Below are 15,695 nucleotides of genomic sequence, written 5' to 3'. Positions count from 1 at the left end.
GTGATGGCAGCTCCCGCGCGCATGCGCGGGCATCAGATCTGAGCTGAGCCGGCACCGCGCGGTTACTGTCGCAACGGCTGCCGCGCCGGGCCACGCAGCAGGGACGGAGACCTGATACCGGAATAGACTCATCAGAGGCATTACAAGCGATATCTGGGAGGCCCGTCATGAAGGCTCCTCGCTTTGTAGTCGAACCGGACGAGGGCAAGTCGATCTGGCTCGGGGGCATCGGTGTCGATTTCAAGATTTGGGCTGAGGAGACCGGTAGCCAGTTCTCGATCGTCGAGCACCCGATCGAGCCGGGCCGTCTGGTACCGCCGCACGTGCACAGCCGTGAAGACGAGTTTTCCTATGTCCTGCAGGGCCAGGTCGGTGCGCGGGTGGGCGACCAGTTGGCCACGGCGGGTCCGGGCTCGTACATCCTCAAGCCGCGAGGAACCCTGCACGCGTTCTGGAACGCCGGACCGGAACCGGCGAGGATCCTGGAAATCCTCTCCCCCGCAGGCTTTGAGCGATTCTTCGATGAGATGGGCACGATCGCCGAGACCGCGGCCGATCCTGCAGAGTTTGTCCAACGGCGCGCCGAGCTGGGCAAGCAGTACGGTCTCGAGTTCTCGGATGAGTGGGTCGCCGAACTGACCGACAGGTACCAACTCAAGCTCATCGGGGAATAACGCCTCCCGCGCGGTCGGGTAGGGATGGGGCACGGACCCCTTCGTCCCGAAGCAACGCGGGATGCTCGCTGTCCTCGGGTTGCTCGTCATCTGTCAGCGGTCAGCCTTATCCGTGCGGGCCGGGTTGATCCACCAGCACCTGGTGAACGCTGACCACACCATCGCCGACCACGCCGACCGTCAGATCAGGAAAGCCCAAGACCGGGACGGGTGATGTGGACTCGTTGTGGACTCCATCTGGCACGACGCCCATCCTCCGCCCCGCGGCTGAGGAACGCATAAGGCCCAGGCTCCCGGTGTAGTACCGGTGACCTGGGCCTTTGTCGTGCTTCCTACTGGTGGGCGCGGACGGTTTCGAACCGCCGACATCTGCTTTGTAAGTTCGGCCGACCCGTTCGACAGCGTGCGCGATGGCCACCCGCCGCTTGCTCCGTGTGCTGCCGTTGGCCGTCAGGATCAGCCATCGTCCGCCCATGTTGCCGTCAACGACTGCCGTCACGGCCACGCGGAGTCGGGCGCACCACACTCCGCCCTGCGCCGGCAGGGCACCTCTCCGAAGGTCCGGCAGCGCGGGCCGGGCGACTGGCGCAATGGCCAGACCGAGATCCATTGATCCCGGTCAGAGCGTTTCATGACCAGCTCTGACCGGGGATCGGGCTCATGAGAGCGGACTGACCAGCGGCGCTTCTTGATTTTCCACCTCATGTGAGGGAGGATTTCCGGAAATCGCACTTCGTGGTCAGGGGCTGAAATATGGCAGTCATGCACGTTGAGGATTCACGTGGGCGGAGCCGCCTCGCCGACCTGGGGCTCTCGGCCGAAACCATCGAGAACGTGCTGCGGCGCGCCGAGGCGGAACGCAACTTCTGCACGCCCCTCGACCCTGCCTCGCTCCCGGGGAACATCTTCTGGGGCAGGACCGTCCGCTTCCTGCGCGAGGCGTACATCCCTGACGGATGGCGTAGCGCCAGCCCTCACAACGTCTCGCTCCTGCTCTCGCCGGACGAGGGCTTCGCCATCACCGCCTCCAGCGGCAACAAGGCCACCGGCTACGCCGCACTCACCCCTGCCACCCGCTACGCGAAGGGCGCGGCGGTCATCCGACGGGTCGAGACCAACCGGCAGTTGGTGCTCCCCGGCTACGAGACCGAATCCGAGCCTCAGGGTGTCGGGGAAGGTATCCCGACCTGGTTTCTCCTCTACCAGCACGTGAACACCCTGACGGGCACGAGGCTCTACTACGAGCTGTCACTGCCGACCAACCCCGGCAGCCGTGGCAAGATCGACAGCTGGCACGAGCGGATTGTCTTCCCCTGCATCGACTTCGAGGGCTTCAACCCGTTCCCGAACGACGACGACGGCGAAGGCGGCATCGACATCCCGATCGAGCGTCTGGGCTGATCGTCCACCCCACAACCCATTGGCACTCCCATGACCACCGCATCTCGGCTCGTGCTGGCGCGCAAGCGCCGCGGGCTCACCGTCACCCGTCTCGCCCAGATGGTCGGACTCACCGCCCGCCGGCTGTCCGACTACGAGAACGGCCGGGCCTACCCACCCCCGGCCTCTCTGGCCACCCTCGCTGAGACGCTGGAGTTCCCGGAGTCTTTCTTTGTCGCCGAAGAAGTCGCCGATCTGCCCGTGGAGTCGGTCAGCTTCAGGGCCCTAAGCAAGATGACGGCCTCACAACGGGACATCGCCCTCAGCAGCGGTCGCCTCGCCCGGATCCTGCAGGACTGGATCGGAACTCGCTTCAAGCTGCCAGCGCCAGACCTCCCGTCCCTGACCTCCTTCAGCCGACTCGGCAGCGATGACGAACCAGTGTTTCCAGGCGAGGCCGGTGTCGAGAACTGCCCTGCCGAGCGCGCGGCCGAACTTGTCCGCGCCCGTTGGGGATTGGGCGTTGCACCGATCCCCAACATGGTTCATCTGCTCGAGGCGCACGGCATACGCGCGTTCTCGCTGTCGCGGGACTGCCCAGAAGTGGACGCGTTCTCCTTCTGGGACCGCGGTATCCCATTCGTGCTGTTGAACACAGAGAAGACCGCCGAGCGGGGACGCTTCGACGCCGCACACGAGCTGGGGCACTTGGTTCTGCATGGCGAGGAACAGGTACCGCACGGGCCCCAGGCCGAAGGAGAAGCATACCGCTTCGCCGCAGCCCTGCTCATGCCGGCCGCAGACGTTCTGGCATACGCCCCTCGTAACCCGAGCACCGGCTGGATCCTGCAGGCGAAGCGACGCTGGAGAGTCGCTGCCATGGCACTCGCCCACCGACTGCACGAACTCAACCTCACCACTGAATGGCAGTACCGCACGCACTGCGTCGAGCTCAGTCGCATGGGCTACCGGAGGGCAGAGCCACAGAGCCCACTCACCCGGGAGACCTCCCAGGTGCTGGGCAAAGTCTTCGCCGCTCTCCGCACGGAAGGCACCCCGCTGGCAGAAGTCGCGCGCGATCTTAACCTGCGGCCCGCGGACCTCAGCGACCTGATCTTCGGCTTGGTGGTCATCGCTCAAGAGGGAGGGCGCGGTGGTGCACGTACGGTTGCCTCCCGTAGACCGCGGCTCTCCGTCGTTCGGTGATGCAGCGCGGATCAAACCCTCGCATATTTAGGCAGCGCTGCTCATGCACTGCGGTGACATGCGCAGCACTGTCGGGGCATTTCCCCGAGTTGAGCACTCGAAGGGCACGGCAGCCCGCCAAGAGGTCCAGACCATAGCGAAGCCCCTGGCCTGGGTCTTCTGCCTGGAGGGGGTGACGGGATACGAACACACGCTCTGAGCTTGGGAATCCAGAGCACGATGTCGCTGCTTCCTGCGTTGACCTGCATAGAGCCTCTTCGGTGGGGACTTCGCCCGGCGCTCGATGTCACCGGAATTGACCGTGACTCTCCGTCCTGAGTGGTGCGAAGTGGTGCCGATTCGACAGGAGAAGTCGCCTGCGGCGCCTGCGGCCCATCGAGGTCGGCTTCGCCGACCGGCTGCAACATCCCTGGATGTTGCAGCCGTCTGTAGCCGGACAACCTCCAATTCGAGTTTCCGGTTGGTCTAACAAGCCGAAGCCTTGGCCGGCCCCAGCCGGACCCTCCCTACTCCTGATCCAAAGGCGGTCGAACCTTCGCTGCTCCATCAAGGTGCACCCGGCGCGCGCAGCGCGGCGTCGCGCGGCCCGGTGACTTGGGCCGCCGGTCCTGTCTCCGCCCAGCGAGGTCGGCCGCGGGCCGTACGCCGCAACGGCGGAGGGTCGAGGATGCCCCGCTGTGGCTAGGGCAATCGGCTCCGCTCCGAACTTCCAAGTCGGGGCTGCTCCGTTCGTCATCCTCGTGATAGTTGCTTGGGATCCCAGAGACCAAGTGCCTCCACTGGGCATCACACGAATCATCCTCGTAGTCAGTCAGCATCGAGATCGACTTCATGGATTCACTCCCGCTCGACGCCAGGGCGCGAGAGCATTGTTCAACGCCATCGAATGTGAGGACTCGTGGAACTACGGGGGCTGGAAGATGCTGAAGCGCTCATCGATGCCTGTAGGCAGGCTGGAGCACATGAGTTAGATCTCTCAGAGCTGGGCTTGAACAAGTTGCCAGAGTCGCTGGGCGAGCTGAGGCACCTCACCGACCTCAACCTGAGTAGCAACCAGCTGACGACCGTCCCGGACAGTCTGGGCAACCTCACCCAACTGGACCATCTCAACCTGGACTACAACCAGTTGACGACCGTCCCTGAGTGGCTGGGCCACCTCACCCATCTCACCGAGCTAAACCTGGGGGGGAACGAGCTGACGACCGTGCCGGAGAGCCTGGGCAACCTCACTAGACTCGACCGCCTCGATTTGGACAACAACCAGCTGACGACCGTCCCGGAGAGCCTGGGCAATCTCACCCAACTCACCACGCTGTATCTGACTAGTAATCAGCTGAGGGCTGTTCCTGAGTGGTTTGGCGACCTCACCGATCTCACCGAGCTCTATCTAGGTGGGAACGAGCTGGGTGCAGTCCCGGAGAGCCTGCGCCACCTCACCCAACTCACCACGCTGCGTCTGACTGGTAATCAGCTGAGGGCTGTTCCTGAGTGGTTTGGCGACCTCACCGATCTCACCGAGCTCTATCTAGGTGGGAACGAGCTGGGGGCAGTCCCGGAGAGCCTGCGCCACCTCACCCAACTCACCACGCTGAACCTGAGAAGTAGCCAGTTGACGACCGTCCCTGAGTGGTTTAGCGACCTCACCCATCTCACCGATCTCAACCTGCAAGAGAACCAGTTTACGACCGTCCCTGAGTGGTTTGGCGACCTCACCCATCTCACCGATCTCAACCTGAGCAACAACAAGTTGACAAGTATCCCGGAGAGTCTGGGTAACCTCACCCATCTCACCGATCTCAACCTGAGTAGCAACAAGTTGACGAGTCTGCCGGAGACCCTGGGTAGCCTCACCCAACTCACCATGCTCAACCTGTATGAAAACCAGTTGACGAGCGTTCCGGAGAGCCTGGGAACCCTCACCCAACTCACCATGCTCAACCTGTATGAAAACCAGTTGACGAGCGTTCCGGACAGTTTGGGTAGCCTCACCCAACTCACCATGCTCAACCTGAGTAGCAACAAGTTGACGAGTGTTCCGGAGGGTCTGGGTAGCCTCATCCATCTCACCGATCTCAACCTGAGTAGCAACAAGTTGACGAGTGTTCCGGAGTCGCTTGGCAGCCTCATCCATCTCACCGATCTCAACCTGTACGAGAACCAGTTGACGAGCGTTCCGGAGAGCCTGGGAACCCTCACCCAACTCACCACGCTAAGACTCGACGTCAATCGTTTGTCCGTCGTTCCGGAGTCGCTTGGCAGCCTCACCAAACTTAAGCGTCTCGATCTGGACAACAACCAGTTGACGAGCGTTCCGGAGAGTCTGGGTAACCTCACCCAACTCGCCAGCCTCTACTTGTTCGAGAACCAGTTGACGAGCGTTCCGGAGAGTTTGGGGAACCTTACTCAACTCTCCACGCTCAACCTGTGTAGCAACCAGTTGACGGCGGTTTGGGAGGGGCTGGGCTACCTCACCCAACTCACGTGGCTCGACTTGAGTGACAACCAGTTGACGAGCGTCCCGGAGAGCATCGGGAACCTCACCCAACTCTCCGATCTCAACCTGAGCAACAACCGGTTGACGAGTATTCCGGAGAGCATCGGGAACTTCACCCAACTCACCGATCTCAACCTGAGCAACAACCGGTTGACGAGTATTCCGGAGAGCCTGGGCAACCTCACCCAACTCTCCACTCTCAACCTGGGTGGCGGCAACCAACTGACGACTCCACCGCCAGAGATTATTTCTGCCGGCGCTCAGGCTGTCGTGTCCTTTCTTGCCGAAATGGGGCGCGATTCGGTTCATCAATGGGCTTCGAAAATTGTGGTGGTCGGCGAGGGCAGAGTAGGTAAGACGTCGCTGCTACGGGCTCTTCGGGGAGAACCTCATAACAGGCACGAAGCCAGTACGCATGGGCTCACAGTCGACGGCCTCAATCTGAGCCATCCCAATCCCCCAGGTGGCGAGGATGTAACCATGCGCCTGAGTACTTGGGACTTCGGGGGCCAAGAAATTTACCATGCAACTCATCAGTTCTTCCTAACCGATCGCTCCCTGTTCCTGTTGCTCTGGGATGCGCAGATCGGATGGGAAGGGAGCAAGCTTCATTATTGGCTTGACATGATTAAGGCCCGAGCACCGCAAGCTCCAGTGGTATTGGTAGCTACTCACTTGGGGCCACGTCCGCCTGACCTGCCACTCACTGAAATAAAGGAGACGTATCCCGGTCTCATTGTGGCGAGTCTTGCCGCAGACAGTGAAAGTCGTGTGGGTATCGAGGAGGTGAGGGAGTGCCTCCGTCGGGAAGCGGCGTGTCTCCCTCTAATGGGGGCGACTTGGCCTCGTCGATGGCTTCAGGCTGTCGATGCGGTCCGGGCTGCTACGGTCAAGCACGTTGCACCGGAACAGTTGTACGTTCTGATGGCCGAGCATGGAGTAACGGACGGGGCCCATCAGCAGGCATTGACTGCCGCGCTACACAGCTTGGGTGACCTGCTTTTCTATCCGGACGATGAGGAGCTATGCGACCTGGTTGTCCTGCGCCCTCAATGGCTCACCGCATATATCAGCCGAGTCTTGGACTCGGAGAAAGTCCTCGAGAGCGGCGGACTCTTTAATCACAGTCTAGGCAACGAAATCTGGCAAGATGTCGAAAGGGCCATGCGCCGGCACTTCATCAGAATGATGGAGAACTTTGACCTGTCCTACCGCACCGAGAATCGACTGAGCAGTCTGGTAGTGGAACTTCTGCCGTGGGATCCTCCGCCGTATCAAGGGCGGTGGGATGCGCTGCTGAGCCAAGAGCCGCGGGAGTTGCGACTGAGATACAGGATGCACACCGTTCCACCTGGGATCCCTACGTGGTTCATCGCACGAGAGCATCGCTTCTCCACTGGACTACGCTGGCGTTCTGGCGCCTTGCTGAGGCACCCGGATGGCGAGCACTTCGGCTTAATCATGGTGGATCGACATGCCAAGACAGCAGAGGTGCGAGTCCGTGGCCCGTACCCGCATGACTTTTTCGCGGTACTCAAGGACGGATTCGAACAGACCTTGCAGCGTTACCCTGGCCTCGAGATCGCCAGGTCAGTTCCGTGCCCACACAAGGACGAAAATGGCGGCTCCTGTTCTCACGAGTTCTCTCATGCGCAGCTGGTGGCTCGGCTAGCTCGTAAGCCCCCCCGCGAAACCATCGAATGCCCAGAGCACCTGGAAGATCTTGGCGTGCGTATGCTGCTGCAAGGCATCGAGCCTCCTACTCCACGCAGATCGGAGGCGATGGCAGCTGAAGCACTCGCGAAACTCGATCAGTTGCAAGCTTCCGCGCGGCAGCGCCACGAAGAAATCCGGGGTCGTTTTGAACAGACCGCCACGCACTTGGATCAGGAGTTGGGGCGGACTCGAGCAGAGGTTTCTGCTGTACTCGCCGAGCAGCAGCGCGGATTCCTAGCAGCGATCAGGCGTGAGCAGTCGCGAAATGAGGTGCTCGCTCCGAGTCTAGTTTGGGTGCGACGGATGACCCGTCGTCGCGCTGCGGGATTGTTGCCGGGCGAGGTATTCCAGTTGCACTTGTGCTGCGAAGCGCCAGGGGAGTGGCACTTGCTGGCTGATGTGGAGCCATATGAGCTGCCGGCGGCGTCTGAGTTTACTATCGCCGTGCTGCTGCCCTACGTGCAGCGCACGCTCTCGGTACTGAAGTACGTAGTTCCAGTCTTCGGTGCGGGGCTAGGAATGGCATCGGAAGAAATGGCCAACTACCTCAAAGATGACATTGAGTTGATGAAGTCTTTGCTGGACGGATTGCCAGAGGAAATGCGGGCGCGGCTGAGTGATGGGCAGGTTCAGTCCATGGTTAGGGCCGGAGATCATGCCGAATATCGCCGAATGTACCAGCTCCTTAAGCAGCTTGACCCCGCCGAGATTTGGGGTGGCCTAAACAAGATCACCACTCCCGAGGGACATACATATTGGTTGTGCCACGAACACGCTCGGACCTATCGACCGTCGTTGGCAGCCGTCGAGACTGTTCAATCTCAGGCCCTGTCTGAGGGGGAGACCGCATCTGACGGAGTCAACCGACTGACCTGATCCGGTCGAGTAGCTCAGGTCATCAACGCAAACCGTGATTGTCCTCGTGATTGGCGCTGAGGAGTGGTGCGGGCACCAGCCCCAGCCACGACGTACCCCTTCTCTGACAGCAAGCGGCTGATTACTGTGCGCGCGGCACGGGCGCCGGCCGGGCTGGAGCGGGGCGGAGACATGAGTGCAGGCCCGGCCGGGGCCGGGCCGAGCGCGGTGAGCGGAGCGAGCCGCCTTGAGGCAGTAGGGAAAGTTGAGCCGCCGAAGCTTGCGAACCAGGTACGCCTGACGCCAGGCACGGAAGGATGCCATGGCACGCTTGTGCCTGACGACGAGCACGAGAAGGGAGAGCGCGTGTCGCAGAAGGCCAGCCCTCGCGGAACCTTCCTCAAGATCGCCGATGTGATGAGGGCGGAGATCGACGCCAAGCCAGAAATGGCCGAACTGCCGTCAGCGGCGGAGCTCATGCGCGAGCACGGCGTCTCACGCGGAGTCGCGCTGCGCGTCTTTGGCGTGCTCGAGAAGGAGGGCCGCGCAGAGCGGGTACCTGGCGGCCGGTGGCGTGTCATTCGTCCGGGGCAGGAACGGGACCGTCGGCCACTCGCCGAGCTGGTCGCTGAGGTGATTCGTTCGGACAACCTCAACCTGGGAGACAAGTTCCCCAGCACAAGTGCCCTGGCTACGCGGTTCAGCGTCTCGCGGCCAACGGTGGCCAAGGCCCTCGACAAGCTCGAAGCAGCCGGCGTGCTGTCGACGAGCCAGCAGGGGAAGCAGCGAACCGTACTAGCCCTGCCGGGCCGAGAGGAGCGTTCGTAGCGTGAGCAGCACGGGACTGACCGACTGGGCCTATCCGCTCGCAGAGTCTCTACTCGCAGAGCCGTTGCCGCAGCGGTGGGCGCACTCTCTCGGGGTCGCCGAGCGCGCTCGAATCATCGCCCCGATCCTGGGCGAAGATGCCGAGTTGCTGGAGGCCGCGGCAGTGCTTCACGACATCGGCTACTCCCCTGACCTCGCCAAGACCGGATTCCATCCGCTCGACGGCGCCCGGTACCTGCGGGACGTCGCCAATGCCGAGGTCCGCGTGATCCGCCTCGTGGCCCATCATTCCTGCGCCTGGATGGAGGCTGAGGCCCGTGGGCTGCGCGAGGAGTTGGAATCCGAGTTCCCGCGGGAGCATGCGGAGCTCTCCGACGCGCTCTGCTTCTGCGACATGAACACGACGCCGGACGGAACCCCGACGAATCCTGTCGACCGTGTCAACGAGATCGCGGGGCGGTACGGCACAGACAGCCTCATCGGCACGTTCATCCGGCGGGCGGAACCGGAGATCCTGGCTTGCACCGTCCGCGTGCTCGAGCGGGTCGCCGCGGTGAAGCGTCAGCCGATGTAGGGAGCCGTTCGCCCCCGGTCCATGGCGTGCTTGATACGGAGCCGCATCGTGGGGTGGATGTCGAGCCCTGCCAGGTCCGCTGGGGCAACCCACCGGACCTGCGTCGTCTCATTGCTCGTTCGCACGTCCCCGCCGATGGGCCGGGCACGGAAGCAGATGCTGAACTGCTGGCGCGCTTCGCCGTCGTCATAGAGCATCACGTGCCCCGGGTCGGTATAGATCCCGGACATGTCGACGACTTCAGCCTTGATACCAGTCTCTTCCCACACCTCGCGCACGACCGTGTCGCTGATCGACTCTCCGACCTCGTGGCCGCCCCCTGGAAGCGCCCAACGGCCGTTGTCGGACCGCTGGATGACCAGCACTTCTCCTGCGTCGTTTTGCACGTACGCCACGACGGACGGCACCACCGAGTTGGCCGGCGGGGCGTCTGAGTCGTGAAGGTAGTCGATGCGTCCCATGGTCAAGCTCCCGTGAGGTCGTGATCCGTCACCTGGCGTGCGCGTCCCCAGGTTTGTTCGATGCTATTCGCGTAGGTTTCGAAGAGACCGCCGCCCGGCAGGCGTCGTAGGTGGAGGACAGGCGCCATATACGCGCCGATGCCGTAGACGTGAGTGTTCACCAGCATCTCGTCGTCGGCTCGAAACAGTGAGTTGTAGAGCGTCGCATCGTGAAGCCGGAAGCCGATGTCCGGGTGGCTCTTGAAAAGCGGGCGATAGTTCATCAATGCGTTGCGAATCTTGCCGTCCATGATCTGGTGACCCTCGTCTATTCCGCGCTGCCGCACTGCGGCGCAGTTGGGGTCTCCGAGCAGGATGCGCACCTGGGCGTTTCCCTGCACCTTGGCCTTGAGCAGGCCGTGAAAAAGCGGGTCCTCCGATAGCCACAGGCCGGAGTAGACGAGCACGTCGATGTGCGACTGCGCCCGCTCGTAGATCTCCCGCCATAGGCCGGGGGGCACCATGTGCCGATGCGGATAGACCGTCACAATCTCCGCTTTGCTCAGGTCAACCGCACTGTCCACCGTGCGGGCGTCCTCCCACAGGGTCGTCACCTCGACTTTAAGCACGGATGCGGTCGCGTACTGGTGCCGCCGATAGGGGACCTTCCCTTGCGTGATCCAGCGCTCAACCGTCTTTGGGTTGACTTCGATTGACTCGGCCAGGTCCTGCACGGTCATGCCTTGCGCTAAGAGAGCAGATCTCAAGCGCTCGTTGGACATCTCAACCCCCGGTGGGACGTCTAGGGACGTCCTGAACGTAGCGAGATGACCCCAAGGTGTCCACACGCGCGGTGCACAACGCCCCCCACCTGCAGAGATTCTGATGGTGCGCCAAGAAGTTTCGGCGCGAAGTTCGGAGAGTTCTCCGCCAAGCTTGACGGAGCTCGATGCAGTACCTGTAATAGAGGTACTGCATCGACCATCGGTGCGACTGCGGTTTCAGCAACACCTGAGGGGCCCTCTTTGGGCTGCTCATCAGGAGAGGGCGGGGACGCTGCAATCCCGCTAAAGGCCAGGTGGAACAGGGATATGGCCCGTACTGGCGAGGTGGCCCGGCGACCGCGAGCAACGGCCGGAGAGTGGGGACACAGCTCCCCCTTGCAGTGATCCACCCCTGTCATGACCAGCGAGAAGAGGAGTTTCAATGCAGCAGTTAAGTACGTGGGCGCCATCGGTGCTGGACCGGCAAAGAGCGGCAACGCCCACTCGCGTCTTCCTGATCTGCCGCGACAGTGCACCGAGATAGCCGGTGACTTTCGGAGTCAGACCACCTGCGCGGCGGATGCCGCGGCCGGTTGCCTCCCTCGCCCGTCCGGCCATGTGCCGTACGGGCGGGGTTGAGGGGAGCCGGATTCTCCGACTTCAACGGCGTGCACCCCCGGAGCGGCTACTCCGGGGGTGCTGTTTGGGCCGTTGCCTACTGCTAGGGAGACCACGACCCATGAAGACCATCGTTGCACTTCAGGCCCTTGTCACCGCCGCCAGCCTGGAGATCGAGCCGACGTCGGCGGAGCTCGACGCGATCGAGCGGGAGATGCCCGTCATCACGGCGGAGCTGGAACTGCTCGACGCGCAGATCACCGTGCTGGACCGAACGCCGTCGCCGCTGGACATGCGCCGGATCCGCCGCGCCCGCCGGCGGGTGCTGGTCGCCCGCCGTGAGCTGACCAACCGGGCCGTACCGGGTTCGCCGGAGGTGGCCTGATGGCCGCGACGTTCACCGCACAGATGTCCCGCCGTGCGGCCACGGGCGGGTGGCGGCTGTACGTGGCGCGGCTCGACGGGCAGTCGCACTGGCCCGAGCAGGACCTCGGTCGCTGGGCTGCGGTACCGACCGTTCAACAGCGTTCACGGGCTGTGGCCGCGCTCGGCTACGTGCTCACGGACGACACTGACTGGGAGTGGACCGAGGACTCCGCGATCCTGGGCGACCCGTCGTCGGCGGTGGTGCTGATCGCGTCGGCCACGGTGCGGGAGGCGACGGAATGAACAGTGTTCAGATCCGTTCAGCGGAGCGCGCGTTGTCGGTTGGCACGTGGCTGATCGTGGCCGGCGCGATGCTCTACTCCATCCTTACCGTCACTCCGCTGATGGCCGCTCACACGCCGGACGACTGGGACTGGACCGCGCCGATTCTGCCCCTAGTGGTCGACGCCGCGGTGGTCATCGTGGTCCGCCTCGACTCCGTTCTCGCACGGCTGGGAGGGGACGGTGGCCGGTGGCCGGTCGTGCTGCGGTGGATGACCGGCTGCATGACCCTCGCCCTCAACGTCACCGACTCCGCCCTGCGAAAGGACCTGGTCGGGGTCGCTGTACACGCGGTCGCACCGCTGCTGCTGATCGTCACAGCAGAGACCGGGCTCGCCTACCGGCGCGCCATCACCACCGCACTCGCCGCCCACAATGCCCAGCAGAAGGCCGAACGGGCGGAGCACGAGAAGGCGGACCGCAAGCGGCGCGAGGCTGCAGAGCAGCGGGCCCGTGAGGAGCGTGAGCACGCCGCCAACCTGGCGCGTGAACAGCGTGAGCACGAGGCCCGGTTGGCCCGTGAACAGACCGAGCGGGAGCAGGCGGCACGCCGCGAGGAACGCGAGCAGACAGAGGCGCGGGAGCGTGCTGAGCGGGAGGCGCATGAACGCCGTGAACGCGAGCGTGAACAGCAGCAGCGTGAACGTGAACACCGTGAACGTGAGGCCACGCAGCGCCGCGAGGCGGAGGGACTGGCACGCGAACAGGCGGCCCGTCGTGAACAGCGCGAGCGGGCGGAGCAGGCCGCTCGTGAACGCACCGCGCTCCTGTCCGACGGCCCGGTGACCGAGAAGCTTGGCGAGGACCACGCCCGGCGCATCGTGCACGCCGCCTATGTCGAAGGGCTCTCCGTGCGGGCCGCTGTCGATCTGTGCGGCTGGTCGATCGGCTGGGTGAACGGCCACTACCAGGAGCTGCGCGACCAGGGCGTGTCGACGTCCACCTCGGTGGAGGTGCCGGCATGACGACCCTGCGAACGTTCAGCTACGGCGGCGGTTGGCAGTCCAACGCCGCCCTGGTCCTGGCCGCGCACGGCCGGCTCGACTTCCGCACCTTCCTGTTCGCCAACGTCGGTTCCGACAGCGAGAATCCCGGAACTCTGCGCTACGTCGAACAGCATGCCGCCCCCTATGCAGCTGCCCACGGCCTGGATCTGATCGAGCTACACCGCGAACGCCGCGGTGAGACGGAGACGATCCGGCAGCGCATCATGACCAGTAGCGGGCGACGGCAGACCATCCCGGTCTACCTGAGCAACGGCAAGCCGGGTTCTCGGGTCTGCACTCGAGAGTTCAAGATCGAGGTCACCGGGGCGTGGCTGAAGGCGCATGGCGCGACCCGCGGCAGCAAGGCCACCGTCGCGGTGGGCATCAGCGTGGATGAGATGAGCCGCGCCAACCCCAATCGGGCCATGCCGTATGAGCAGCTGGTCTATCCGCTGCTGGAACTCGGCATCCGTCGGGCAGACTGCCCGCGCATCATCCGCTCCGCCGGCCTGCCCATGCCGCCGAAGAGCAGCTGCGACTTCTGCCCCATGCGGAAGATCCCCGAATGGCAGGCCATGTACGAGCAGGAGCCTGAGCGATTCGCCCGGGCCTGTGAGGTCGAAGACACGATCAACACCCACCTCGCCGCCAAGGGCAAGCCGCCGGTCTACCTCACCCGCGCCGGCCGCCCCCTGCAGGAGCTGTTCAAGTACGGCACCCAACTGCCCCTCTTCGACCACGACGACGAGGGCTGCGACAGCACCTCCTGCTGGACCTGAACCACGTCCCAAGCCACGTCGAACACCGAGGAACAGCGCGCCGCTTATCCCGCATTCGCAGGGCCCGGCCCTCTCCACCACAGATCCGGCCGGGCCCCTAACTCCACACGAGGAGTGCCTTCAGCATGACCGACACCAGCACCGAAGCGGTAGCGGCCCCCGCGGCTGCACCCGAATCACCGCCCCCGCAGCCCCCCGAGTCCCAGCCGAGTGCACCGGCCGCGGAGGTTGAGCACACGCCCGGCGGCTGGCCCGTACTGCCGCTGGCCACGGTCGGGGCGAACAGCACCGCGGGCATGGTCGCCACCGCCGCTCTCGCGGGCGGGCCGATCGCCGCAGCCATCGCCATGACCGGTGCCGTCGTCCTCGGCACGGCCGCAACGGTCCGCAGCCGCCAGGACAACCGGCGCAAGCAACGCAAGGCTGCTGCCCGTACGGCCGCACGGACCGGAGCGACCGCCAGTGCCCGCTCGCTGCGCAAGGGCGGGATACCGAAGCAGTCCCGTAACGGGAACGCCGGCACCACTAAGACGGCTGGTCGCGGCCGGACCAAGCCCAACGCCAGCAAAGGCCCCGCCGTTGGATCCGGTACCCGGGGCGGCAAGCACGGGCAGGGCAAGCGCGCCACCAGCACCGCCAAGAGCCTTGGTGGTTCGGGGCGCCTGGGTCAGGTGCGTGCGCTGCGTACGGCGAAGAAGCAGGCGGTGCCGACGCGGGCCGCGAACCGGCAGCAGACCACCGCTGCCCGCCGCGGCATGGCGGATGCCCGCAGGTCTGCCAAGGCCGCACAGCGCACTGCCAGCCTGGGGAGTAAGGGCAAGGCCGGGAAGGCTCTGGCTAAGGGGCTGGGTAAGGCGACGGCCGGTCGCAATGCCCTGCTCCGCAAGGCCCGTGCGGCGAAGGATCAGCGCACCGGCAAGGACATCGCGAACAACCGATCGGCGGTGCGCAAGGCACCGGCACGCAAGCGCGCCCGGCAGGCACTGCGCCGATCCACAGCACGGTTCCAGGGCCGCCGGCTCCTCGCCGCGCTGCTCGCCCTGCCGCTCGGGTTGCTCGGGCTGCTGACCAGCCCGCTGGGGCGGAAGTTCCGTCTGCCGTTCCTCATCCACCCCGGTCGGCGGCTGTATCAGCAGTTGATGGGTCAGGCCCGGTTGGACCGGGCGGAGCGTGACGGGGCGATCCGTCAGGCGCAGGACACCGAAGAGGCAGCCGCAGACGCGGAAGCCACCAGCACAGACGCGAACGAGATCAAGGATCAGGCCGAGCGTCCCGCCGGTCTCGTCCCGGCAACAGCATCCGATCACCCGAGCAGTGAGGGAGTCACCGTGTCTGGGTTCAACTTCGAAGAGACCGCTGCGGAGATGGAATCCGCAGCTCAGCAGTACGACCCCGAGAGCGCCATGGAGATCCTGGCCATGGTCGAAAGCCTCCCCGCCGCGCTCACCAGCGTGGCGAACGTGATGCGGGTCTTGGCGGAGCGCTCGGACTCGGAATTTCCGCTGGAGAAGGAAGTCGCGGACGGCTTCAACGACATCTTCGGCGCCGTCATGAGCGCGGTCGCGGTCGCGGAGGACATGGGGCCGCTGTTCCGCCAGGCCCACGAGCAGGACATCGCCCGCCACGAGGACCCGCGCAACGGGCCCGAGGCCGAGAAGGGATGGAACGTCTAA

General features: G+C 64.3%; 13 protein-coding genes. 11 read left to right on the top strand and 2 right to left on the bottom strand.

Annotated elements, in window-relative coordinates:
- Positions 1-167 precede the first annotated feature (167 nt).
- The 6 genes from ABTX78_RS25515 (at position 168) to ABTX78_RS25485 (ending at position 9,727) form a co-directional block, all read left to right on the top strand.
- Entirely contained in the window at positions 168-674 is a 507-nt protein-coding gene (locus ABTX78_RS25515) for a cupin domain-containing protein (protein ID WP_352209121.1), read from the top strand.
- Positions 675-1,436: 762 nt separating this feature from the next.
- Positions 1,437-2,075: a hypothetical protein gene (locus tag ABTX78_RS25510; RefSeq protein WP_352209120.1), complete on the top strand. Its 639-nt coding sequence runs from the start codon at positions 1,437-1,439 to the stop codon at positions 2,073-2,075.
- A gap of 30 nt (positions 2,076-2,105) precedes the next feature.
- A complete protein-coding gene (locus ABTX78_RS25505) occupies positions 2,106-3,260 on the top strand; it encodes a helix-turn-helix domain-containing protein (protein ID WP_352209119.1) in 1,155 nt (384 codons plus the stop codon).
- A gap of 898 nt (positions 3,261-4,158) precedes the next feature.
- Positions 4,159-8,346 carry a leucine-rich repeat domain-containing protein gene (locus ABTX78_RS25495; protein ID WP_502993959.1) on the top strand — a complete coding sequence of 1,396 codons (4,188 nt, stop codon included), beginning with the start codon at positions 4,159-4,161 and terminating at the stop codon, positions 8,344-8,346.
- A gap of 312 nt (positions 8,347-8,658) precedes the next feature.
- Positions 8,659-9,153, top strand: coding sequence for a GntR family transcriptional regulator (locus ABTX78_RS25490; RefSeq protein ID WP_502993958.1), 495 nt, complete (start codon positions 8,659-8,661; stop codon positions 9,151-9,153).
- Position 9,154: 1 nt separating this feature from the next.
- Positions 9,155-9,727, top strand: a complete 573-nt coding sequence (locus ABTX78_RS25485; RefSeq protein WP_352209117.1) for an HD domain-containing protein — start codon at positions 9,155-9,157, stop codon at positions 9,725-9,727.
- On the opposite strand, the gene ABTX78_RS25480 is transcribed toward ABTX78_RS25485, so the two are convergent.
- Together ABTX78_RS25480 and ABTX78_RS25475 are read right to left on the bottom strand one after the other, a co-directional pair.
- Positions 9,715-10,188, bottom strand: coding sequence for an NUDIX domain-containing protein (locus ABTX78_RS25480; RefSeq protein WP_352209116.1), 474 nt, complete (start codon positions 10,186-10,188; stop codon positions 9,715-9,717). The two genes, ABTX78_RS25485 and ABTX78_RS25480, sit on opposite strands and share 13 nt — an antisense overlap.
- A 2-nt stretch (positions 10,189-10,190) precedes the next feature.
- The gene (locus ABTX78_RS25475) at positions 10,191-10,907 is read right to left on the bottom strand and encodes an XRE family transcriptional regulator (protein WP_352209115.1); all 717 of its coding nucleotides are present in this window, start codon (positions 10,905-10,907) and stop codon (positions 10,191-10,193) included.
- Between the two features lie 763 nt (positions 10,908-11,670).
- Between ABTX78_RS25475 and ABTX78_RS25470 the strand changes: the two genes are divergently transcribed.
- From ABTX78_RS25470 to ABTX78_RS25450, 5 genes are all read left to right on the top strand, one after another.
- Positions 11,671-11,934, top strand: coding sequence for a DUF6284 family protein (locus ABTX78_RS25470; protein WP_352209114.1), 264 nt, complete (start codon positions 11,671-11,673; stop codon positions 11,932-11,934).
- Positions 11,934-12,218, top strand: coding sequence for a DUF6303 family protein (locus ABTX78_RS25465; protein ID WP_352209113.1), 285 nt, complete (start codon positions 11,934-11,936; stop codon positions 12,216-12,218). The genes ABTX78_RS25470 and ABTX78_RS25465 overlap by 1 nt, the downstream gene beginning before the upstream one ends.
- Complete coding sequence (locus ABTX78_RS25460) at positions 12,215-13,222, top strand: DUF2637 domain-containing protein (RefSeq protein WP_352209112.1); 1,008 nt, start codon at positions 12,215-12,217, stop codon at positions 13,220-13,222. Before ABTX78_RS25465 ends, ABTX78_RS25460 begins: the two co-directional genes overlap by 4 nt.
- Positions 13,219-14,022 carry a phosphoadenosine phosphosulfate reductase gene (locus tag ABTX78_RS25455; RefSeq protein WP_352209111.1) on the top strand — a complete coding sequence of 268 codons (804 nt, stop codon included), beginning with the start codon at positions 13,219-13,221 and terminating at the stop codon, positions 14,020-14,022. The genes ABTX78_RS25460 and ABTX78_RS25455 overlap by 4 nt, the downstream gene beginning before the upstream one ends.
- A gap of 125 nt (positions 14,023-14,147) precedes the next feature.
- Positions 14,148-15,695: a hypothetical protein gene (locus ABTX78_RS25450; protein WP_352209110.1), complete on the top strand. Its 1,548-nt coding sequence runs from the start codon at positions 14,148-14,150 to the stop codon at positions 15,693-15,695.

Source organism: Streptomyces sp. NPDC096193, assembly GCF_040302905.1.
GTDB lineage: Bacteria > Actinomycetota > Actinomycetes > Streptomycetales > Streptomycetaceae > Streptomyces.
Note: the sequence above shows the minus strand (reverse complement) of the source record. Positions and strands in the feature narration are given on the sequence as shown.

What these genes read in the sequence shown, in the direction of transcription:
- ABTX78_RS25515 (WP_352209121.1), top strand. Translation starts at nt 168, where the DNA reads ATGAAGGCTCCTCGCTTTGTAGTCGAACCGGACGAGGGCAAGTCGATC.
- ABTX78_RS25510 (WP_352209120.1), top strand. Translation starts at nt 1,437, where the DNA reads ATGCACGTTGAGGATTCACGTGGGCGGAGCCGCCTCGCCGACCTGGGG.
- ABTX78_RS25505 (WP_352209119.1), top strand. Translation starts at nt 2,106, where the DNA reads ATGACCACCGCATCTCGGCTCGTGCTGGCGCGCAAGCGCCGCGGGCTC.
- ABTX78_RS25480 (WP_352209116.1), bottom strand. Translation starts at nt 10,188, where the DNA reads ATGGGACGCATCGACTACCTTCACGACTCAGACGCCCCGCCGGCCAAC.
- ABTX78_RS25475 (WP_352209115.1), bottom strand. Translation starts at nt 10,907, where the DNA reads ATGACCGTGCAGGACCTGGCCGAGTCAATCGAAGTCAACCCAAAGACG.
- ABTX78_RS25470 (WP_352209114.1), top strand. Translation starts at nt 11,671, where the DNA reads ATGAAGACCATCGTTGCACTTCAGGCCCTTGTCACCGCCGCCAGCCTG.
- ABTX78_RS25465 (WP_352209113.1), top strand. Translation starts at nt 11,934, where the DNA reads ATGGCCGCGACGTTCACCGCACAGATGTCCCGCCGTGCGGCCACGGGC.
- ABTX78_RS25460 (WP_352209112.1), top strand. Translation starts at nt 12,215, where the DNA reads ATGAACAGTGTTCAGATCCGTTCAGCGGAGCGCGCGTTGTCGGTTGGC.
- ABTX78_RS25455 (WP_352209111.1), top strand. Translation starts at nt 13,219, where the DNA reads ATGACGACCCTGCGAACGTTCAGCTACGGCGGCGGTTGGCAGTCCAAC.
- ABTX78_RS25450 (WP_352209110.1), top strand. Translation starts at nt 14,148, where the DNA reads ATGACCGACACCAGCACCGAAGCGGTAGCGGCCCCCGCGGCTGCACCC.